Source organism: Streptococcus sp. V940, assembly GCF_054353495.1.
In genome coordinates, this window is the sequence record NZ_JBTHHZ010000001.1 from 1 (window position 1) to 18035 (window position 18035).

At 34.8% G+C, this 18035-nt stretch carries 23 protein-coding genes, 12 tRNA genes and 1 rRNA gene; 28 read left to right on the top strand and 8 right to left on the bottom strand.

Features of this window, described 5'->3' with window-relative positions; genetic code table 11:
• The first annotated feature begins 10 nt into the window (after positions 1–10).
• From rrf to ACXYSM_RS00085, 17 genes are all read left to right on the top strand, one after another.
• Positions 11–126, top strand: a 5S ribosomal RNA gene (rrf, locus tag ACXYSM_RS00005).
• 5 nt (positions 127–131) lie between these two features.
• Positions 132–204 (top strand) — tRNA-Val (locus tag ACXYSM_RS00010).
• Positions 205–209: 5 nt separating this feature from the next.
• Positions 210–280 (top strand) — tRNA-Gly (locus ACXYSM_RS00015).
• Positions 281–313: 33 nt separating this feature from the next.
• Positions 314–387, top strand: a tRNA-Ile gene (locus tag ACXYSM_RS00020).
• 13 nt (positions 388–400) lie between these two features.
• Positions 401–472 (top strand) — tRNA-Glu (locus ACXYSM_RS00025).
• Positions 473–479: 7 nt separating this feature from the next.
• Positions 480–569 (top strand) — tRNA-Ser (locus tag ACXYSM_RS00030).
• 14 nt (positions 570–583) lie between these two features.
• A tRNA-Met gene (locus ACXYSM_RS00035) sits at positions 584–657 on the top strand.
• Positions 658–662: 5 nt separating this feature from the next.
• Positions 663–735, top strand: a tRNA-Phe gene (locus ACXYSM_RS00040).
• A 15-nt stretch (positions 736–750) separates the two neighbouring features.
• Positions 751–831 (top strand) — tRNA-Tyr (locus ACXYSM_RS00045).
• A gap of 6 nt (positions 832–837) precedes the next feature.
• A tRNA-Trp gene (locus ACXYSM_RS00050) sits at positions 838–908 on the top strand.
• 12 nt (positions 909–920) lie between these two features.
• Positions 921–993 (top strand) — tRNA-His (locus ACXYSM_RS00055).
• A gap of 13 nt (positions 994–1006) precedes the next feature.
• A tRNA-Gln gene (locus tag ACXYSM_RS00060) sits at positions 1007–1078 on the top strand.
• A 9-nt stretch (positions 1079–1087) separates the two neighbouring features.
• Positions 1088–1171: transfer RNA gene (locus ACXYSM_RS00065), tRNA-Leu, on the top strand.
• A 263-nt stretch (positions 1172–1434) separates the two neighbouring features.
• Positions 1435–2220, top strand: coding sequence for a hypothetical protein (locus tag ACXYSM_RS00070; protein ID WP_458633893.1), 786 nt, complete (start codon positions 1435–1437; stop codon positions 2218–2220).
• A 238-nt stretch (positions 2221–2458) separates the two neighbouring features.
• Positions 2459–2605, top strand: coding sequence for a hypothetical protein (locus ACXYSM_RS00075; RefSeq protein WP_414259638.1), 147 nt, complete (start codon positions 2459–2461; stop codon positions 2603–2605).
• Positions 2606–2658: 53 nt separating this feature from the next.
• Positions 2659–2964 (top strand): nucleotidyltransferase family protein, encoded by a 306-nt coding sequence (locus ACXYSM_RS00080; RefSeq protein ID WP_414259637.1) that lies wholly within the window; start codon positions 2659–2661, stop codon positions 2962–2964.
• Positions 2965–2976: 12 nt separating this feature from the next.
• Positions 2977–3147: a hypothetical protein gene (locus ACXYSM_RS00085; protein WP_414259636.1), complete on the top strand. Its 171-nt coding sequence runs from the start codon at positions 2977–2979 to the stop codon at positions 3145–3147.
• 71 nt (positions 3148–3218) lie between these two features.
• Here ACXYSM_RS00085 and ACXYSM_RS00090 read toward each other — a convergent pair whose 3' ends face one another.
• The 5 genes from ACXYSM_RS00090 to ACXYSM_RS00110 all read right to left on the bottom strand — a co-directional run bounded on the left by ACXYSM_RS00090 (position 3219) and on the right by ACXYSM_RS00110 (position 6710).
• The gene (locus ACXYSM_RS00090) at positions 3219–4352 is read right to left on the bottom strand and encodes a tyrosine-type recombinase/integrase (protein WP_458633894.1); all 1134 of its coding nucleotides are present in this window, start codon (positions 4350–4352) and stop codon (positions 3219–3221) included.
• Positions 4353–4355: 3 nt separating this feature from the next.
• Complete coding sequence (locus ACXYSM_RS00095) at positions 4356–4550, bottom strand: DUF3173 domain-containing protein (RefSeq protein ID WP_006144810.1); 195 nt, start codon at positions 4548–4550, stop codon at positions 4356–4358.
• A gap of 61 nt (positions 4551–4611) precedes the next feature.
• Positions 4612–4998: a hypothetical protein gene (locus tag ACXYSM_RS00100; protein ID WP_458633895.1), complete on the bottom strand. Its 387-nt coding sequence runs from the start codon at positions 4996–4998 to the stop codon at positions 4612–4614.
• 2 nt (positions 4999–5000) lie between these two features.
• Positions 5001–6041: a replication initiation factor domain-containing protein gene (locus ACXYSM_RS00105; RefSeq protein WP_458633896.1), complete on the bottom strand. Its 1041-nt coding sequence runs from the start codon at positions 6039–6041 to the stop codon at positions 5001–5003.
• Positions 6042–6248: 207 nt separating this feature from the next.
• Complete coding sequence (locus ACXYSM_RS00110; RefSeq protein WP_458633897.1) at positions 6249–6710, bottom strand: hypothetical protein; 462 nt, start codon at positions 6708–6710, stop codon at positions 6249–6251.
• Between the two features lie 234 nt (positions 6711–6944).
• On the opposite strand from ACXYSM_RS00110, the gene ACXYSM_RS00115 reads away from it, so the two are divergent.
• The 10 genes from ACXYSM_RS00115 (at position 6945) to comGB (ending at position 14760) form a co-directional block, all read left to right on the top strand.
• On the top strand, positions 6945–7427 hold the full coding sequence (locus tag ACXYSM_RS00115) for a helix-turn-helix domain-containing protein (RefSeq protein ID WP_458633898.1): 483 nt from the start codon (positions 6945–6947) through the stop codon (positions 7425–7427).
• A 137-nt stretch (positions 7428–7564) separates the two neighbouring features.
• On the top strand, positions 7565–8086 hold the full coding sequence (locus ACXYSM_RS00120) for a hypothetical protein (protein ID WP_458633899.1): 522 nt from the start codon (positions 7565–7567) through the stop codon (positions 8084–8086).
• Positions 8040–8453, top strand: coding sequence for a hypothetical protein (locus ACXYSM_RS00125; RefSeq protein ID WP_458633900.1), 414 nt, complete (start codon positions 8040–8042; stop codon positions 8451–8453). The genes ACXYSM_RS00120 and ACXYSM_RS00125 overlap by 47 nt, the downstream gene beginning before the upstream one ends.
• Positions 8437–9228 (top strand): hypothetical protein, encoded by a 792-nt coding sequence (locus ACXYSM_RS00130; protein WP_458633901.1) that lies wholly within the window; start codon positions 8437–8439, stop codon positions 9226–9228. The genes ACXYSM_RS00125 and ACXYSM_RS00130 overlap by 17 nt, the downstream gene beginning before the upstream one ends.
• 16 nt (positions 9229–9244) lie before the next feature.
• On the top strand, positions 9245–9412 hold the full coding sequence (locus tag ACXYSM_RS00135) for a hypothetical protein (protein WP_458633902.1): 168 nt from the start codon (positions 9245–9247) through the stop codon (positions 9410–9412).
• Between the two features lie 524 nt (positions 9413–9936).
• On the top strand, positions 9937–11088 hold the full coding sequence (gene nagA / locus ACXYSM_RS00140) for an N-acetylglucosamine-6-phosphate deacetylase (RefSeq protein WP_070676994.1): 1152 nt from the start codon (positions 9937–9939) through the stop codon (positions 11086–11088).
• Positions 11089–11228: 140 nt separating this feature from the next.
• Positions 11229–12287 (top strand): zinc-dependent alcohol dehydrogenase family protein, encoded by a 1059-nt coding sequence (locus tag ACXYSM_RS00145; RefSeq protein WP_458633903.1) that lies wholly within the window; start codon positions 11229–11231, stop codon positions 12285–12287.
• A 136-nt stretch (positions 12288–12423) separates the two neighbouring features.
• Positions 12424–12801: a DUF1033 family protein gene (locus ACXYSM_RS00150; RefSeq protein ID WP_036752150.1), complete on the top strand. Its 378-nt coding sequence runs from the start codon at positions 12424–12426 to the stop codon at positions 12799–12801.
• A gap of 53 nt (positions 12802–12854) precedes the next feature.
• Positions 12855–13796, top strand: a complete 942-nt coding sequence (gene comGA / locus ACXYSM_RS00155; RefSeq protein WP_458633904.1) for a competence type IV pilus ATPase ComGA — start codon at positions 12855–12857, stop codon at positions 13794–13796.
• Complete coding sequence (gene comGB / locus ACXYSM_RS00160; RefSeq protein ID WP_458633905.1) at positions 13717–14760, top strand: competence type IV pilus assembly protein ComGB; 1044 nt, start codon at positions 13717–13719, stop codon at positions 14758–14760. The genes comGA and comGB overlap by 80 nt, the downstream gene beginning before the upstream one ends.
• A gap of 80 nt (positions 14761–14840) precedes the next feature.
• Here comGB and ACXYSM_RS00165 read toward each other — a convergent pair whose 3' ends face one another.
• The 3 genes from ACXYSM_RS00165 to ACXYSM_RS00175 all read right to left on the bottom strand — a co-directional run bounded on the left by ACXYSM_RS00165 (position 14841) and on the right by ACXYSM_RS00175 (position 17657).
• Positions 14841–16283 carry a recombinase family protein gene (locus ACXYSM_RS00165; protein WP_458633906.1) on the bottom strand — a complete coding sequence of 481 codons (1443 nt, stop codon included), beginning with the start codon at positions 16281–16283 and terminating at the stop codon, positions 14841–14843.
• Positions 16284–16419: 136 nt separating this feature from the next.
• Positions 16420–16884, bottom strand: coding sequence for a TM2 domain-containing protein (locus ACXYSM_RS00170; RefSeq protein WP_458633907.1), 465 nt, complete (start codon positions 16882–16884; stop codon positions 16420–16422).
• A gap of 35 nt (positions 16885–16919) precedes the next feature.
• Complete coding sequence (locus tag ACXYSM_RS00175) at positions 16920–17657, bottom strand: helix-turn-helix domain-containing protein (protein ID WP_458633908.1); 738 nt, start codon at positions 17655–17657, stop codon at positions 16920–16922.
• 159 nt (positions 17658–17816) lie between these two features.
• Between ACXYSM_RS00175 and ACXYSM_RS00180 the strand changes: the two genes are divergently transcribed.
• A complete protein-coding gene (locus ACXYSM_RS00180; RefSeq protein WP_458633909.1) occupies positions 17817–18029 on the top strand; it encodes a helix-turn-helix domain-containing protein in 213 nt (70 codons plus the stop codon).
• Positions 18030–18035: the final 6 nt, after the last annotated feature.

Genomic DNA, 18035 nt, shown 5'->3' on the forward strand with positions numbered 1-18035 from the left:
TTACTCAGAGTTAAGTGACGATAGCCTAGGAGATACACCTGTACCCATGCCGAACACAGAAGTTAAGCCCTAGAACGCCGGAAGTAGTTGGGGGTTGCCCCCTGTGAGATATGGAAGTCGCTTAGCTCTTTGGGAGTTTAGCTCAGCTGGGAGAGCATCTGCCTTACAAGCAGAGGGTCAGCGGTTCGATCCCGTTAACTCCCATATAAGCGGGTGTAGTTTAGTGGTAAAACTACAGCCTTCCAAGCTGTTGTCGCGAGTTCGATTCTCGTCACCCGCTTTGAACTTTGTTCAATTACCAAGTTTTTAACTTGGGCGCGTAGCTCAGGTGGTTAGAGCGCACGCCTGATAAGCGTGAGGTCGGTGGTTCGAGTCCACTCGTGCCCATTTTTATAAATATGGTCCGTTGGTCAAGGGGTTAAGACACCGCCTTTTCACGGCGGTAACACGGGTTCGAATCCCGTACGGACTATTTTGTTGGAGGATTACCCAAGTCCGGCTGAAGGGAACGGTCTTGAAAACCGTCAGGCGTGTAAAAGCGTGCGTGGGTTCGAATCCCACATCCTCCTTTATTTATTATTAGCGCGGGATGGAGCAGCTCGGTAGCTCGTCGGGCTCATAACCCGAAGGTCGTAGGTTCAAATCCTGCTCCCGCAATATTTGGCTCGGTAGCTCAGTTGGTAGAGCAATGGATTGAAGCTCCATGTGTCGGCGGTTCGATTCCGTCTCGCGCCATTTCTTATATTATACGGAAGGGTAGCGAAGAGGCTAAACGCGGCGGACTGTAAATCCGCTCCTTCGGGTTCGGGGGTTCGAATCCCTCCCCTTCCATCTTATACGGGCATAGTTTAAAGGTAGAACTAAGGTCTCCAAAACCTTCAGTGTGGGTTCAATTCCTACTGCCCGTGTTAAACGTTATGGCGGGTGTGGTGAAGTGGTTAACACATCAGATTGTGGCTCTGACATTCGGGGGTTCGATTCCCCTCACTCGCCTATTTTATATTATTGGGGTATAGCCAAGCGGTAAGGCAAGGGACTTTGACTCCCTCATGCGTTGGTTCGAATCCAGCTACCCCAGTTACTATTTGCCGGCGTGGCGGAATTGGCAGACGCGCTGGACTCAAAATCCAGTGTCCGCAAGGACGTGCCGGTTCGACCCCGGCCGCCGGTATAGTAATAACGACAAGGTTTTCGAGCCTTGTCTTTTTATTTTTTCTTCTATTTTTTTCTCTTGTAGTTACTTAAAATTACTTAAAAGTATTTTTTTAAAGTCTAATCTTTATTTTAACTTATATTATGAACAATAATTTTATTCATTTATTTACTTTTATTATTCAAATTTGATAATAATATAGTCTTTGTTACTAATTATATGTTATAATTATTATTAATAGGGTTATTTTTCAAAAAAAATTTAAAAAAGGGAGTATATTAATGAATATTGGGAAAATAATAAAAATTACTGATGAAAAGGTTTTTATTGGATACGAAGATGGAAGTTTAAAGGAAATCAATATCGAGAATTGTGACTTTGAACCAAGTATAGGGGATTATGTAGAGTTATATGGTGATATTGCTATAAAGGTTGAAGGCAGTATTGAAAGTAGCACAGTTAAAAAGCAAAATTCTAAAAAAAGTAAGATAAAACCTATTTTAATAATAGCTCTCGTTGTCAGTGTTTTATCGGTTAGTGCATATTTTATAGTGAATAAAGTGACTACATCACAGAATATCTCTAGTTTGTCTAAGCCCTCTACATCGTCATCTAAGAGTAGCTCTAGCTCTTCTTCATCTCAAGAAAGTAGCTCCAGTTCTACAAAATCTTCAATATCAGAAAAGATTCCTGAGTCTTTATTAACAATCGACGATAAAGAAAGGATGGATACGCAGAAATACTCCTCGTCATTTAGCTATGATACGTGGGTTCATAATGAATTTCCTCGATATACGAAGGTACGAGTTACTGGAGAAGTTTTTCAAATTAATCAAGACCCTGACGATAAAGGTATTCTACTACAAGTAATTTTAAATGATTTAAGTGAAAATTATGGTAAAGCAATCTCTGTTTTTATTCCAAAAGATTACTTGGGAAAAAGCATAGTAGAAGGTGATAAAATAACATTGTATGGGCAAAGTTATGGAGTTTGGCATTACAAAACAGACAACTCTTTAACATCACGTCCATTTATGATTGCTTATTTGTATGAAAGAGATAAATAGGAGAGTTTATGAATACAATAAGAAAGTCATAGCCGAAGATGACCATATAACATTGTACGGACTAGTAAAAGGAAGACAAAGCTATGAAACTGTTTTTAAAGCTACAAAAACATTACCATACATGATTGCTTATATGTACGATAACTGATACTTGACAAAAAGATTAATTTTAAATAAGTATTTTATAACTCAGTTACTTATTCAAACATAAGTTATATATTTTTCTAGGAGAATTCTTATGTTATCAAGTAAAAAAATTTATTCAAAGAACGATGTTGAACAAGCAAAAAGAGATATTCAATCTCTAGTGAAAGAAAAGTCTAAACATGTTAAAATTGATTTTAGTAATAAGAAAGATGTTCTCGAATTTTTTGTTAATGAATGATTCTTATAATTCAATGTTAAAAGTTGTTCGAAAAGAATAAAGGAAAATTTCTTGTGGTTTATACAATAGATGAAATTAAGGCTAAGATTATTCCTATTTCTAAGCAATATAATTTATCAAAGGTCTATTTATTTGGCTCCTATGCAAGAGGAGAAGAGGATGAGAATAGTGATATAGATATTGCTTTAGAATTAGAAGATGAATCACAATATATGGATGTTTATGGGATTTTTTCTAGTGTTTTTAATTGTGACGTAGATATTCTGTTAGTTAGTGATTTACTTACTCCTAGAACCAATATAGGAGCATTGGTAAAGAAGAATTTTTTACATGAGCGAGTTCTTATATATCAAAAATAGGAGGGTGTTATAGTGGAAAATTTCGATAATAAAGTGCGTTTGAGAGATTTAACTGAGTACAATGAAGTCACTCAGAAGGCGATTAAAGAAAGTTTAGAAAAGTATAAAACGGAAGGAATAACAAAAAGTTCCGAAAGTATAGATAATTACTTTGAAAGAATGGTTCGTGAGAATACCAAGTAATCTTTTTTGTAGAACTTAGTTATTAATATTTTTAATAAGAAAAAGAACAGCTCTTGTTTTGGCTGTTCTTTTTATAATAAATCATCTAGCTTATCTGCTAAATCTTTTTGTTTACTTGGGTATAAGTGAGAGTAAGTATCAATTGTTGTAGTTATAGAAGCATGTCCTAATCTCTCCTTCACAATTAAGTAATCTTCGCCTTGGTTTATTAAAAGAGAAGCGTGAGAGTGTCTAAAATCATGAATTCTTATTTTCTTTAAAGAACTATCTCTAGCTAGAATTTTTTTATATTGTTTTTCAATAGAATTTTTTGTTAGAGTGATTGGACTATCCTGAAAGACTTGAAGTTTATCAGTATCGGTTGAAAATTCTCTTAGTCTTTTTGTCTGTTCTTTTTTCCATTCTTCTAGTGTTTCTATAAGTTTTTTATTAATGATGATTCTTCTAGTACCGGATTTTGTCTTTGTAGAACTAATATGTTCTTCACCTTTATTTACATACATTGACTTACTAACATGTATTGTACTTGTAGTAAATTCTATATCTTCCCAAGTAAGAGCGAGTGCTTCTCCAAGTCGTAAGCCAGTAAAGAAAAGTACTGTAAATAGTAATTCAAGATTGTATTCGTCATCCTTGAATAGAGAAAGAAAATGTTTAAATTCTTTAACTGTCCAAAATTGCATTTTTCTTTTTTCTATCGGTAATTTTTTCAATAAACCTACTGGATGTTCCTTGTAATATCCTTTTCTTAATCCAACATCTAGTATTTTTTTTAATAGAATCATGATTTTATTGATAGTATTTGGACTCAATTTTTTCTCAGAATTTTTAGCATTCTTTTCTCGTAAATGTTCCCTAAATTGATAGATATCTTCATAAGTTAGTTTATCTATATTATTGACTTTTGAAAAATAGTCTTTGATATGTTTATTATAATTGTTTTCTTGAGTATCAATATAGCTCTTTTTTCTATTGTTTATTTTATCCTCTTCTTTTAACAATTGATAAAGCATATCTATTGTTATTTTGGTGCTAAAGCTTTTCTCTTTTAGTTCAACACTTCTTAAGTATCTCTCGGCTTCCAAAGCTTCTTTTTTTGTTTTGAATCCTTTTCTAACAATTCGTCGTTGTAGTAGTGTTATTGGGTTCGTTCCACTAGAAACATCAGCAATCCATGTACCATTTTTACTTTTACGAACGGCCATTTACTATGCTTCTTTCTGTAATTCTATTCCTAGTAGTTCTTCAGCTATGGTTGCAGGAATTGTTCCGATTCGTTTATTGTTATAGATAGCAAAGCCACGATTGACTAATAGCACTTTCCCAGTATGTATAATTTTTCTAGCAGTACCAGGACTAAATCCAAGTTCAATTAAATCATCTTTTGTTACTGTTTTAATCATTGGTTTTCCTTAATTTATTTTATAAACTAAGGGGAGCGACTAACTCCCCTTGATTCAGTAGTTATTTTTGTTTTTTGTCTACTAAGTGAATAGCATCAGCCTTATAATACATCGTTTTGCTAATCATTGAAGCTCGAAGGTTTTCAAATGTAACTGGGACTTCGTCCATTGTTTGAATATAATCATTATCAACTAATGGTTCAGGATTGTCAACGGATACTTGTGTTGATTTCTTTTTAAATGGTCCATCTTTGATAGTGATGTTATATTTCCAACCAATAATATTTTGAGTGTTAAATCGTCTTTCGCTTCCATCACTATTTTTGATAATCTCGCCATTTTCATCGGCTCTGATTTCAGTTTCAAATTTTGGAAGTACCTCATCCAATTCAAATTTAGTTCCAATGTTATTAAAATCCCAATCGTTTTGTGAAAGCATTTTTGCCATAGTTAATTTCTCCTTTTTATGTTCTCTTTAATTTTTGGTATTAAGTCTTCTCTTTTGAAGGATATTGCCCTTTCTATGAGTTGACTTGCTAACTCCGGAGGAAATTCCAAAGTATCCAATTTTTCAAAGTTCTCTTTCTCTAGTTCAAATAGTAATTCATTTTCATAGAGAAACTTATATGCTCTTAGAATGGCTCCAGAACCTTTAAAGACAAGCCACTCTAATTTATTTGACAGTTCTGTTTTTTTATTTGAAATAGTAATAGTCACCGGCTTTGATGCACCTAAAAATTTTTTCCAAGACCTTAGAGGTTTTGTAAAGTGACTATCAGTGTAAAATTTCACTTTATCCTTTAGATATCCTTTTGTAAAGTTTAGAATATCTATTTCTGATTTTAGCCATTCTTGAATGAAGTAGTGAGCTTTTTCTTTACGCAGTTCTAACTCCGTTCTTATCCAATTTTCGATAAATCTCTTGCTAATACCGAGCTTTGAAGCTTGTTCCAAGCGTTTATCATAAATTCTAAGCCGTTCATCATCAGAAGGCCTTCTTAAATATAAGGTCTGCCCTGTTTTCTCATCTCCGTATGTAGTGTAGACGTTGCTCTTACCATATAGGAATCGATTTTTCTTACAAAGTTTAGCAAGCTGATTTGGAGTGAAGTAAGGGACTTCATTAAAATCGTCTATTGCGATATCAATTCTTCTTACTGAAAATGACTTATAATTGGAATATAGATTATCTAAGAAGTGTCGTTCAGAAAGTCCTTTTGGGGTTAAAACCATATCTCGATAGAATTCTAAAGCTTGTCCTGACATGACAAGCATGAAAGAATTTTCTTCATCCCCATAATAGATACGGATATTACCATAGTTTATCTGAGAGTCATATTCATAGTATTTAAGACTGCCTTTATCTATTATAAATAGCTCTGTATCAAGAAATAAGATATCTTCAACTATTTCTTCTAGTGAAAAATCGAATGTATTGAACTGGATTTGAATCCAGTCAAAAACAGAACGTAAATTCTCGTTTTTTGCCATAAATTTTGACTCAACTTTTTGCCTAATTTCACCGCCTTAAAATCCGTGGAAAACCTTGATACTACTGCATTTTCTCAGTGATGCACCTGACTTGCAGAGGGTGGTGTTACTACACACCCTCACTTACCTTGGAAAAGCTCTTTGTTGTTCGTCTGCGCTTACGATTTATTACGGTCTGCGGTAACATACTCGCCGACCGTAACAAACCTACTTGCCGAACTTCCTACGAGCTTTTTCCCAAGCACCAAACGGAAGTAGTTCAAGTATTGAGAGAATTTCTTCTTGCTCTTTTTCCAATCGTTGAAATTTCATTTGCAGTTTTTTATTACTGGAATACAGATTCTTAAAATTATCATTCAAGGTAATAAAATCTTCTTTAAGGTTTTCGATTTGCTGAGTAAGGGTGTATTCCTTATGTTTATGAATATCTCCATAAGTTTCCCTTATAGCATCTTTTAACGACATTTCGTTTTTCAAAAAAGCAATCGTCCTGAAATCCTCAACATCAACATCAGTGAAGTTATAAAAACTTATAAACTGTCTATTGTTTCTTGCTTGAACTTTTCTAAACTCATGACCACTAATTTCCTTTATTAAGGTTATCCATTTTTTAGCAGTACTGACGGAGTTTAAACCGTCAACCATAGAAACGAGTTTATTTATATCCATATTCCCCCGTTCTAACAGAAAGTGTGGTATAATGATATTAATAAAATGTTTTTTTAGTCTTTGATTTTGTCGTGATTATCAAAGACTTTTTAATACAATCATAGGCGGTTTCCTCCAGAACATTATTAACTCAATATCCAAAATCCATTTTGGATTATTATCATTATAATCCATTTTGGATTTTGTGTCAACAAAAAAATACAATTTGGATTTTTTATTATAGAAAGATTAAAAATGGTAAACATAAACGAAGTATTTTCTAAGCGATTAAAAGAAGAGAGAATAAAAAATGGGTTTACTCAGGCAGAAATTGCCCAAAAATTAGAAACTAGTCAAGGGGCTTATCAAAAATGGGAAAGTGGTGCTAGGGAACCTAACTTTCAAACTCTCTTAAAAATAGCCTCCATACTTAATACAACTACTAGTTATTTGTTAGGTGAAAGTAATGTTAGTGCCGGGCGTGGAACAGAGGAGTTTGATAAGTTAGCGTATGTACCGAATTTCCATTTCTCTGAAATGGCTATAAATCAATTGAAAGATTTAGTAAGAGCAATACCTTATATTGCAAAACAAAAGGGGATAAAAAATGATGAATACTTTAATGAACTCACTCAAGATTTATCTCAGGAAGCTAAGTCGTACTTGCAAGCAGTCTACTATCTAGAAATCTTGCAACAAAGTCCCCCGTTTGATAACAAATCAGAAACCCCTGAATAAAATTGTGTTTAAGTTATATATTTCATCTCAATTTAAAATGAAAAGTGATTGATTTATTAACGAGACAATTACTTGAAATAGTATAGAAATTAGGTTATAATCAGTAAGATAATTGTAAATAATGAGGAGGTGAATTTATGTATTCCAGTAACATTGTATTATCTTTTGATTGTCGGGATAATGAAGTTAGTGAATTAATCTCTGATTACAAAAAAAATATGGGCAATTTTTGTCATACTATTGAAAAATATATTCAAAACGACAATAGTCTTAAACAGTATTTTACAAATGTTATTTCAAATCGTTCTAGAGTTACAAGTATAGATAAAATTAAAGCTGATAAAACTATACAAAAAAATTATTCAGGTGAACTTAAAAAATATATTCAGTTTTATAATAAAGTCATTTGTGAAGAAAATGAATTCTTATATGATGATACTGATGTAGAAACTTCAATCAATATTTTGTACTCTACAGATGAAAAATTAAATAATAAATTGCAAGAGATTTATAACAAGTATGAATTAGGGTTTAAGCAAAAATTAGAACCAAAGTTAGAACAAAAATTTGAAATAAATAATTATACCATATCTTTCCCAAAGGAGAAATCAAATGAGGAAAATAGAATCAATTTCAGCAATTTATCCCTCAGAGATTAATTTTAATATTAATACATTTGAAGAAAAGCTTATACCAAACTCAAATTTAGATATTCAGCTTGGCATGATTGTCGAGGAATTAAAAGGTGATGATAAAAATAATTTTAGAGCTACAGTTAGCTTTTTAATGGGACTTGCAGAGGAAGATGATAAAACTATCCTAGTTAAGATATCCCATATCATTGAGTTTACAAGCGATGTTGAGGATTTTAATCTCGAAGAAAAAGCTGATAACTTTATTTTATTTGAAATTGTTGAACCATATGTTCGATATAGATTCCATGAATTACTCAACGAAACAAAATTTAGTACTCTTAACATACCATATAAATTTTGGGAGTTGATTGGCGATGACTCAGAAATATAAAATAAAACATATTCGCTTTAGAGTTTTTACAAATAATTCCCCAATTAAAAATAATATAATTGCTCAGTTATATAGCTGTGTCTCCTCAGATTATTCTTGTTATAGGATTGTTAATGAATTCTTTTTTACTCAGAGAAGTAATAATCGGGATAAAGATATTATCACAAGAAGATTAAATCGCTTAAAAGCGGAGGAAGAGTTAAATGGTTTTCGTGTTAATTCAGATATTTTTGACGAGGTGAAAAAGGTAATTCTAAATTTATTTGAGAATCCTAATGTAACTCATCATTATTATCAAAATATTTTTACTGGATATTTTGAATATATTGTAATGAAATGGAAAAAAATACCTGGTAGAGATGGAAAAGTATTTTTTGAACCATTAATTAAATACAAACGTAAAGAACTATTTCGTGGAGAACCTTTTGCTAATACAAAGTGTGATGTAGTTTTTAAAAATTCTAAAACTAAAACATTATCATTCTATGAATGTAAATTCGGGATACGTACTTTTTTATTAGACCTTCAAACAGATTTGAATTCGGGAAGTGTGATAAATAGAGTTAAAAGAGCGCACAGAAAAATCGACTACTTGAATCAATGTAAAAATTTATTCTCAAACAGTCCGTTTAGCGATGTGAAAGATAATGAAACTTTGATAATGACTCTTGCTCGTAGGAGCACAGTTGAGAACTATCTAGAATATTTTCGAGGAATAACAATAATGTCTAGAGAAGAAATTGAAAGTGAAAGTTTTTATGACCAACTATCATAGATGATATTTAATTTCAATGTATTACATATCTTCATTTATAACTAACTTTTATTTACATAAAAATAATGAATACTTCAATGAACTCACTCAAGATTTACCTGAAGAAGCTAAGGCATACTTGCAAGCAGTCTACTATCTAGGAATCATACAACAAGTCCACCGTTTGATAACCAATCGCCTTTAATAATATAAACACTTAATGTTGTTATGCAGTTAAATCAACTATTTATACGAAACTTTTAGTGTTATCAACATCAAATTGAAATTTGTCTTCAGTTACCTAAAAGTTACTGAAATTTGAAAAAAAGAGTCCATTTTATAAAATTTAAAAGCCTTAAAACATTATTAAATCAAAGTTTTAAGTTTCAAAAAATACAGGAATTGAACTCAAAATCCAGTGTCCGCAAGGACGTGCCGGTTCGACCCCGGCCGCCGGTATAGTAATAAAGACAAGGTTTTCGGACCTTGTCTTTTTATTTTTTCTTCCATTTTTTCTCTCGCAGTTACTTAAAATTACTTATATTTTTCTAAATTTTATTGTAAACCTCAATGTTCAATATTACTTTACTATATATTTACTAAATATTAATTTATTTCATTATAAATTTAACTATAATAGGTCTATACCATTTACAAATTACACAGAAAGGTTTATAATGTAATTGACATAATAAATATTAGAAAAAATGAATTACGGAGGTTATCATTATGCCTAAATATATTAAAGCGGATCAATTTTTCTATCCTCATGGTGTGCGCCGTGGTGGTTTTCTTGAACTAGTTGATGGAAAATTTGGTAAGCATGTGGATCAAGTATCTGAGGACGCAGAAATTATTGACTATACTGGTTATAGTATTGCTCCTGGTCTTGTTGATACACATATTCACGGATTTGGTGGGGTTGATGTTATGGATAATAACATCGAAGGTACTCTTCATACAATGAGTGAAGGTCTTCTTAGCACAGGTGTTACTAGTTTCCTACCAACTACTCTAACATCATCATACGAACAATTATTAGCTGTTACTGAAAATATTGGTGCTCGTTATCAAGAGGCTTCTGGTGCTAAAATTCGTGGAATTTACTTTGAAGGTCCATACTTTACTGAGGAATTTAAAGGAGCTCAAAATCCTGCTTACATGAAAGATCCTCGCATGGATGAATTTCGTGCTTGGCAGAAGGCTGCTAATGGTCTTCTAAATAAAATTGCCCTTGCACCTGAACGTGAAGGTGTTGAGGACTTTGTACGTACGGTTACTGGTGAGGGTGTTACTGTTGCTTTAGGTCACTCAAATGCAACTTTTGATCAGGCTAAGAAGGCTGTTGACGCTGGTGCAAGTGTTTGGGTTCATGCTTATAATGGTATGCGTGGCTTAACTCACCGTGAGCTTGGTATGGTTGGTGCTATGTATGAATTGCCACATACTTATGCTGAATTGATATGCGATGGGCATCACGTTGATCCTAAGGCCTGTGACATTCTACTTAAACAAAAAGGTACTGAAAATATTGCTCTTATCACTGACTGTATGACAGCGGGTGGTTTGCAAGATGGTGACTACATGCTAGGAGAATTCCCAGTTGTGGTTGCAAATGGTACTGCACGTCTCAAATCTACTGGGAACTTGGCAGGTTCTATTCTCAAACTTAAAGACGGTTTGAAAAATGTTGTTGAATGGGGTATTGCAAATCCACATGAAGCAGTTATGATGGCCAGTCTCAACCCAGCAAAATCAGTTCATATTGATGACGTTTGTGGACAAATCCGTGAAGGCTACGATGCTGACTTTATCGTTCTTGATAAGGATTTGGAATTGGTAGCAACTTACCTTGATGGTGAAAAACGTTATCAAGCATAATCTCTAAAGTAGAAACTAGTTTAGTTTCTACTTTTTTTAACTTAGTTTGTTATTTTCTTCACATATTACTTGATTTTATTTATGAAAAGGCTTACAATTATGATATAAACAATACAAATAAAAAAACGGAGGTAAGCTTTATGAAAGCCTATACTTATGTTAAACCAGGACTTGCTTCATTTGTTGATGTTGACAAACCAGTTATTCGCAAGCCAACTGACGCTATTGTGCGTATTGTAAAAACTACTATTTGTGGAACAGATCTTCATATTATCAAAGGAGATGTCCCTGCATGTAAGAGTGGAACTATCCTTGGCCATGAAGGAATCGGGATTGTAGAGGAAGTTGGATCAGGAGTATCAAATTTCAAAAAAGGCGATAAGGTTTTGATTTCTTGTGTTTGTGCCTGTGGTAAATGCTACTACTGTAAGAAAGGAATCTATGCCCACTGTGAAGACGAAGGCGGTTGGATTTTTGGACATTTGATCGACGGTATGCAAGCAGAATATCTTCGTGTTCCTCATGCTGATAATACACTTTATCACACTCCAGCTGATTTGTCTGACGAAGCCTTGGTTATGTTATCTGATATCCTACCAACTGGTTATGAAATTGGTGTCTTAAAAGGAAAAGTAGAGCCTGGTTGTAGTGTGGCTATCGTTGGTTCAGGTCCAGTTGGCTTAGCAGCTCTATTGACTGCTCAATTCTATTCACCTGCTAAATTGATCATGGTAGACCTAGACGATAACCGTTTGGATACTGCAGTTTCTTTCGGTGCTACTCATAAGATTAATTCTTCAGACCCTGAAAAGGCAATTCAAGAAATTTATGATTTAACAGATGGTAGAGGTGTGGATGTTGCTATAGAAGCTGTTGGTATTCCTGAAACGTTTGATCTCTGCCAAAAGATTATCGGTGTAGATGGAACAGTTGCCAACTGTGGTGTGCATGGTAAGCCAGTTCAGTTTGATTTGGATACTCTATGGATTCGTAACATTAATGTTACTACTGGATTGGTTTCTACCAATACAACTCCTCAGCTTTTGAAAGCTTTAGAAAGCCATAAAATTGAACCAGAAAAATTGGTAACTCATTACTTCAAACTAAGTGAAATTGAAAAGGCCTATGAAGTATTTGGTAAGGCTGCAGATCATCATGCGATTAAGGTTATCATTGAAAACGATATTTCAGAAGGTTAATCGAATTTTGAATCCAGTTATTCTTTTTAGAATAGCTGGATTTTTTGAAAATATTAGATAATTCGTGAAAGCAAGCAAATTTCTTTCATTGTTCTTAAAATTTCGCTATAATATACGATACAAAGGAAATGAAACTATGTATCGAGTTATAGAAATGTACGGGGATTTTGAACCTTGGTGGTTCATAGAAGGATGGGAAGAAGACGTCATTAGTAGTAAGAAATTTGAAAATTACTATGATGCCTTGAAGTATTATAAATCTTGCTGGTTTGAACTGGAAAAGAAAATTCCACTATATAAAAGTCGAGGAGACTTAATGACCATATTTTGGAATCCGGAGGATAAGCGTTGGTGTGAGGAATGTGATGAATTTCTGCAGCAATATCATTCCTTGGCTTTACTGGAAGATGGTCAAGTTATACCAGATGAAAAATTCAGACCGGGTTATGAAAAACAAACTGGTTTAGAAATTCACCGGACGTGTCGCATCAAAAAAGATGGAACAACTTTTTAATAAAGTTGTTCTTTTTTTTGTATTTTCTTCGAATAATTAACTGAGGAGGGAATATGGTACAAGCACTTGCACAAGAATTGATTAGTCTCGCAAAAAAGGATGGAGCTCAGGATATCTATTTTATTCCCAAGGACAAGGGTTATGAGTTGCATATGCGAATAGGTGATGAAAGGCGTTTGATTAATAGCTATGACTTTGAAAAGTTGGGCGCAGTGATTAGTCACTTTAAATTTATTGCGGGGATGAATGTTGGAGAAAAGCGTCGTAGTCAACTGGGTTCCTGTGATTATCAGCATGATGGCAAGGTTTCTTCACTACGCTTATCGACGGTAGGAGATTATCGTGGTCATGAGAGTTTAGTTATTCGCCTTTTGCACGATGAAGAACAAGAGTTGCGCTTCTGGTTTCAAGACCTTAAGGAACTAGAAAAGGGCTTTAGGCAACGCGGCCTTTATCTATTTGCAGGACCTGTAGGAAGTGGCAAAACTACCTTAATGCATGAATTAGCTAAGTCATTGTTTAAGGGACAACAAGTCATGTCCATTGAGGATCCAGTCGAGATTAAGCAAGAAGAGATGCTGCAATTACAACTCAATGAAGCTATTGGATTGAGTTATGAAAACTTGATAAAACTTTCTTTGCGGCACCGCCCAGATCTTTTAATCATTGGAGAAATTCGGGATAGCGAAACAGCCCGTGCTGTCGTAAGAGCGAGCTTAACGGGAGCTACAGTGTTTTCGACCATACATGCAAAGAGTATTCGTGGGGTCTATGAGCGTCTTTTAGAACTTGGTGTTAGTGAAGATGAACTCGCAGTTGTTTTACAAGGTGTTTGTTACCAGAGATTAATCGGGGGAGGAGGAATTATTGATTTTGCAAACCAAAATTATTCAGAACACCAGGCAGAAAAGTGGAATGAGCAAATTGATCAGCTTCTTAAAGACAGACATATCACTGCCCTTCAAGCTGAAACGGAGAAAATTAGCTACCAGTAAGCAGAAGAAAATCATCACTCTCTTTAACAATTTGTTTTCGAGTGGATTTCATCTGGTAGAAATCATTTCCTTTCTTGATAGAAGTCTTTTGTTGGAGAAGGAATATGTTTCGCAGATGCACCTAGGACTATCGAAAGGAAAATCTTTCTCGGAAATGATGGGGAATTTAGGTTTTTCGAGTGCGATAGTCACTCAACTTTCATTGGCTGAAGTTCATGGAAATCTCCATTTGAGTTTGGGGAAAATTGAAGAATATTTGGATAATCTTGCTAAGGTCAAGAAGAAGTTAATTGAAGTTGCGACCTACCCACTTATTTTGCTTGCTTTTTTACTGTTAATTATGCTAGGATTGCGGAATTATCTCTTGCCCCAACTGGATAGTAGTAACATAGCTACCTTAGTGATTAGTAACCTGCCACAGATTTTTCTCGGACTTACTCTGGCACTAAGTCTTGTATCTTTAACAGGACTGATATTCTACAGAAAATCTAAGAAGATACAAGTCTTTTCTTATCTGGCTAGAATCCCCTTTTTAGGTGTATTTGTTCAGTATTATCTAACTGCCTATTATGCTCGGGAATGGGGAAATATGATTGGGCAAGGTTTAGAGTTGGCACAGATTTTCCAGATGATGCAGGAGCAAGGAGATCCTCTTTTTAAGGAAATTGGATACGATTTAGATCAATCTTTGCAAAATGGGCATGAATTTTCTAAGGTTGTTCAGACCTATCCTTTCTTTAGAAAGGAGTTGGGATTAATCATTGAATATGGAGAAGTTAAATCCAAGTTGGGAAGCGAACTGGAGATTTATGCGGAGAAAACTTGGGAATCTTTCTTTACTCGGGTTAATCGAACCATGAACCTTGTTCAACCGTTGGTCTTTATTTTTGTAGCCCTGCTAATCGTTTTATTGTACGCAGCTATGTTGCTGCCGATGTATCAAAATATGGAGGTAAATTTTTAGATGAAAAAGATGTTGATGAAATTAAAAAAAGCTACGGTAAAAGGTTTCACTCTTGTAGAAATGAGGGTTAGTAAAATTCTTTAAATTCTCCACAAAATTTTGATACATTCAGCCGTAACCTGTACCTTACTAATCAGTGACCGCACCACGCTTGCTTGCATCTCGTAGTCCATTTTGTAAATATCGTCTTTTTCCAGGATCCTACGCATTTCCTCTTTCTTTTCGTTACGTTTAAGTGCAGGATCGTTTTCCAACTCATTTTCCAACCTTGAGCGCATTTCTAGGAATTCAGCCGATTTTCCTTGTAGTTGCTCTAGCGTTATGCGATTGTCAATATAAAGGTCGTTTAACCTGCTTATTTTGCCCGTCAGCTCGTTTATTTGTCTTTGGTAAGCCTTTCGGTCTATCTCGTTTTTCTGTGCCTTAAACAACCCCTCAAAGCTCTCTTTATCGACTTGTAGCTTGCTGATTTCTTGCAAGACATAAGCCTCAAGGTCATCCTTATAGTAAAAGCCTGAGTCACATTTTTTGTTATCGTTGTATGTAGTGACCCCTCTCAATTTTCTAGGGTGTCTCTGATGGCATTCATATTTTTTAAACCTGCTCCCATCTTTTCTCTTTACACCCATTATGATTTTTAATGGAGCCAAACAGTAGCCACATTGAGCGATACCTGACAGCATATACTTTGCCTGAAATGGTCGAGGATTTAAGTTTTCAAGTGCAGTCCTTTGTCTGATTTTAAGTTCTTTTTGAGTCTTGTCATAGGTTTCTTTTGAGATAATAGGCTCATGATTTCCTTTGTAGATTTCTCCCATAAATTGATTATAGCCACAGTACACAGGATTATCTAATATCACTCTGACCGCTCTGTAGTTCCAGGGCTTTTCTTTTGGAAATTTCTCATTAAGGTCATCCCTGAGCTTAGTGATAGACCTACCTGACAGATAGCTCTCAAAGATGAATTTGATAGCTAGTGACTGGACTGGGTTGATGGTCATGGTGCCTGTTTCTTTGTGGTAATCGTAACCATAGGATGTCTTAGCCCACATCATAGACTTTCCAGCTTTAGCACGTCCTAACTTACCAAGTTGCATTCTTTCCCTGATTTGTTCCCTCTCTAGCTGAGCGAACACGGCCAATAGTCCAATCATGGCTTTACCGAATGGAGTAGAAGTGTCAAAGTTTTCTTGAAGACTTAAAAACTCGATGCCGTTTTTTATAAAGACTTCCTCGATTAAATAGAGCGTATCTTTCTGACTACGACTTAGTCGGTCTAATTTATAAACCAGGACTGTATCAAATTTCTTTTTTTGAGCATCTTTTATCAGTTGTTCGATTGCTGGACGGTTTGTATTGGATCCTGAAAATCCACCATCAGTGTAGACCTTGTAGACACTCCAGTCTTTGATTTTGCAGTATGCTTCCAGTTTGTCTTTTTGTTCCTCGATTGAATAACCTTCCTCCACCTGGGAAGTGGTAGACACCCTGACATATATTGCCACCTTATTCGTTGTTTTCATTGCTTTTATACCCCCTTTTTGATAAAATGGGTATAGTAAAACGGGCCATTTAATGCCTTTTACTATACTGCTGCCTCACGCTCAGACTCGCCAAAGTTTTGAGAGCGTGGGGCTTTTTTTGTTAACTCAGACTGGACTAGACTGCGATTTTCCCGTTCGCATCAGGTGTCTTGAATAAAGCTAGGACTCCTTGGAAAAATCCAAGGATTACAGAAATGCCAGTTACAAGCAATATCAGGTAAAAGAACCCCTTTCCATTATAGCCAGCGTAGAAATGGTGAGCGCCAAATCCGCCAAAGAATATAGCCAATAATACATACACCCATTTATTTACATAATGTAGGCCTACTGTAGTCGTTTGCGTATTTACCACTTGAGATTGATTTTGGACAGCGTTGTTTTCGTTGACGATATTGATGTTGATTTTATCATCTTTCTTCTGTTCTGTTTTAATAACGATTATTTCATCGTCAACTTTGTGGATTTCGACCTCATCCCCTAGTTGCGGAACAAAGTTTAATTCAGATGAATTTACTTTGATGTATTCTTCATTATGTGCGATAGTAACTTCTGCGCCAGTTACTTTAACGATTTTAGCCATTATTTTATATTCCTTTCTTAATTCTGCTAAAATTTTTAAACCTTGTAAATATCTACGACTTCTCCGATGGTGCGGATGTCGTCATTTTCTGACAAGTGGATTTCCTCGTATCCACTATTTAAACTTTGCAAGTACCAGGAACCGTCATAATCTCTTTTCAGTTTCTTAACGAAGTTCTTGCCATTGATTTGAAAGATACCGATTGAGTTGATATCCACTTGACTGGTGACCTTGATAAACAATAGATCATTATCTTCAATCAGCGGTTCCATGCTATCGCCTGCTACTTTAGCGATTGTGTCATAGTTTTCTGGCACATCTTCAGCTCTGAGCTTGACTTCCATGTGAAGATTATCTTCCTGAAACGTTCCATGACCTGCAGCAACCAATCCCTCGACGTAGTCTATAATGTAGTCATCGTCTTTGTACTTTTCTAGGACTGTGGTTGTTTTCATGCTGACTTGCTCGTTTAATAGAACTGTCGCATAGTCGATTACATTTGATTGTCTATCTTCGTCTAGTTGATTGAAGATGGTTAGAATTTCAGCCTGATCAATATCAATGCCGTTAAAATAATCTAGTGGGACATCGAAATAGTCAGCAAGGATTTTGACAGATGAGAGTCTAGGTTCCTCTCTATCATTTTCCCATTTTGAAATTTTACCTTTATTAAAGTTGATAGTGTCAGGATATTCCTTATTCAATATGTCCGCTAACTCTTCAAGAGTTAGATTGTGGCTTTTTCTAAGCTCTTTTATTTTCTTTCCTATCATTGTTGTTGCTCCTTTTTCTATAATGATAATACCATAAAAGTTTCGTTAACGCAAATTATTTTAAAAAAAATAAAAAAAGTTGTTGACAACGAAAAATAAAAGGTGTATACTAAAATCATAAAAGTTGCGAAAACGCAACAAAAAAGAAAGGAGATGTCCATGGCAAGTGAATTGGTACTGGATAAGCCATACCATAATTTAAAGGGTATCATTGTTTCAAAAGGATTGAAACAAAATGATATTGCTGATAAGTTGGGAATGGATAAGTCGACATTTAGTGTAAAACTCAACCGATACAAAGGGCGAGATTTTACATTCTCAGAAGCAAGCAAGCTGGCGGAATTGCTAGATGTCAAGATGGAGGATTTCTAGCAGTAT

What these genes read in the sequence shown, in the direction of transcription:
- ACXYSM_RS00070 (WP_458633893.1), top strand. Translation starts at nt 1,435, where the DNA reads ATGAATATTGGGAAAATAATAAAAATTACTGATGAAAAGGTTTTTATT.
- ACXYSM_RS00075 (WP_414259638.1), top strand. Translation starts at nt 2,459, where the DNA reads ATGTTATCAAGTAAAAAAATTTATTCAAAGAACGATGTTGAACAAGCA.
- ACXYSM_RS00090 (WP_458633894.1), bottom strand. Translation starts at nt 4,352, where the DNA reads ATGGCCGTTCGTAAAAGTAAAAATGGTACATGGATTGCTGATGTTTCT.
- ACXYSM_RS00095 (WP_006144810.1), bottom strand. Translation starts at nt 4,550, where the DNA reads ATGATTAAAACAGTAACAAAAGATGATTTAATTGAACTTGGATTTAGT.
- ACXYSM_RS00100 (WP_458633895.1), bottom strand. Translation starts at nt 4,998, where the DNA reads ATGGCAAAAATGCTTTCACAAAACGATTGGGATTTTAATAACATTGGA.
- ACXYSM_RS00105 (WP_458633896.1), bottom strand. Translation starts at nt 6,041, where the DNA reads ATGGCAAAAAACGAGAATTTACGTTCTGTTTTTGACTGGATTCAAATC.
- ACXYSM_RS00110 (WP_458633897.1), bottom strand. Translation starts at nt 6,710, where the DNA reads ATGGATATAAATAAACTCGTTTCTATGGTTGACGGTTTAAACTCCGTC.
- ACXYSM_RS00115 (WP_458633898.1), top strand. Translation starts at nt 6,945, where the DNA reads ATGGTAAACATAAACGAAGTATTTTCTAAGCGATTAAAAGAAGAGAGA.
- ACXYSM_RS00120 (WP_458633899.1), top strand. Translation starts at nt 7,565, where the DNA reads ATGTATTCCAGTAACATTGTATTATCTTTTGATTGTCGGGATAATGAA.
- ACXYSM_RS00125 (WP_458633900.1), top strand. Translation starts at nt 8,040, where the DNA reads ATGAGGAAAATAGAATCAATTTCAGCAATTTATCCCTCAGAGATTAAT.
- ACXYSM_RS00130 (WP_458633901.1), top strand. Translation starts at nt 8,437, where the DNA reads ATGACTCAGAAATATAAAATAAAACATATTCGCTTTAGAGTTTTTACA.
- ACXYSM_RS00135 (WP_458633902.1), top strand. Translation starts at nt 9,245, where the DNA reads ATGTATTACATATCTTCATTTATAACTAACTTTTATTTACATAAAAAT.
- nagA (WP_070676994.1), top strand. Translation starts at nt 9,937, where the DNA reads ATGCCTAAATATATTAAAGCGGATCAATTTTTCTATCCTCATGGTGTG.
- ACXYSM_RS00145 (WP_458633903.1), top strand. Translation starts at nt 11,229, where the DNA reads ATGAAAGCCTATACTTATGTTAAACCAGGACTTGCTTCATTTGTTGAT.
- ACXYSM_RS00150 (WP_036752150.1), top strand. Translation starts at nt 12,424, where the DNA reads ATGTATCGAGTTATAGAAATGTACGGGGATTTTGAACCTTGGTGGTTC.
- comGA (WP_458633904.1), top strand. Translation starts at nt 12,855, where the DNA reads ATGGTACAAGCACTTGCACAAGAATTGATTAGTCTCGCAAAAAAGGAT.
- comGB (WP_458633905.1), top strand. Translation starts at nt 13,717, where the DNA reads ATGAGCAAATTGATCAGCTTCTTAAAGACAGACATATCACTGCCCTTC.
- ACXYSM_RS00165 (WP_458633906.1), bottom strand. Translation starts at nt 16,283, where the DNA reads ATGAAAACAACGAATAAGGTGGCAATATATGTCAGGGTGTCTACCACT.
- ACXYSM_RS00170 (WP_458633907.1), bottom strand. Translation starts at nt 16,884, where the DNA reads ATGGCTAAAATCGTTAAAGTAACTGGCGCAGAAGTTACTATCGCACAT.
- ACXYSM_RS00175 (WP_458633908.1), bottom strand. Translation starts at nt 17,657, where the DNA reads ATGATAGGAAAGAAAATAAAAGAGCTTAGAAAAAGCCACAATCTAACT.
- ACXYSM_RS00180 (WP_458633909.1), top strand. Translation starts at nt 17,817, where the DNA reads ATGGCAAGTGAATTGGTACTGGATAAGCCATACCATAATTTAAAGGGT.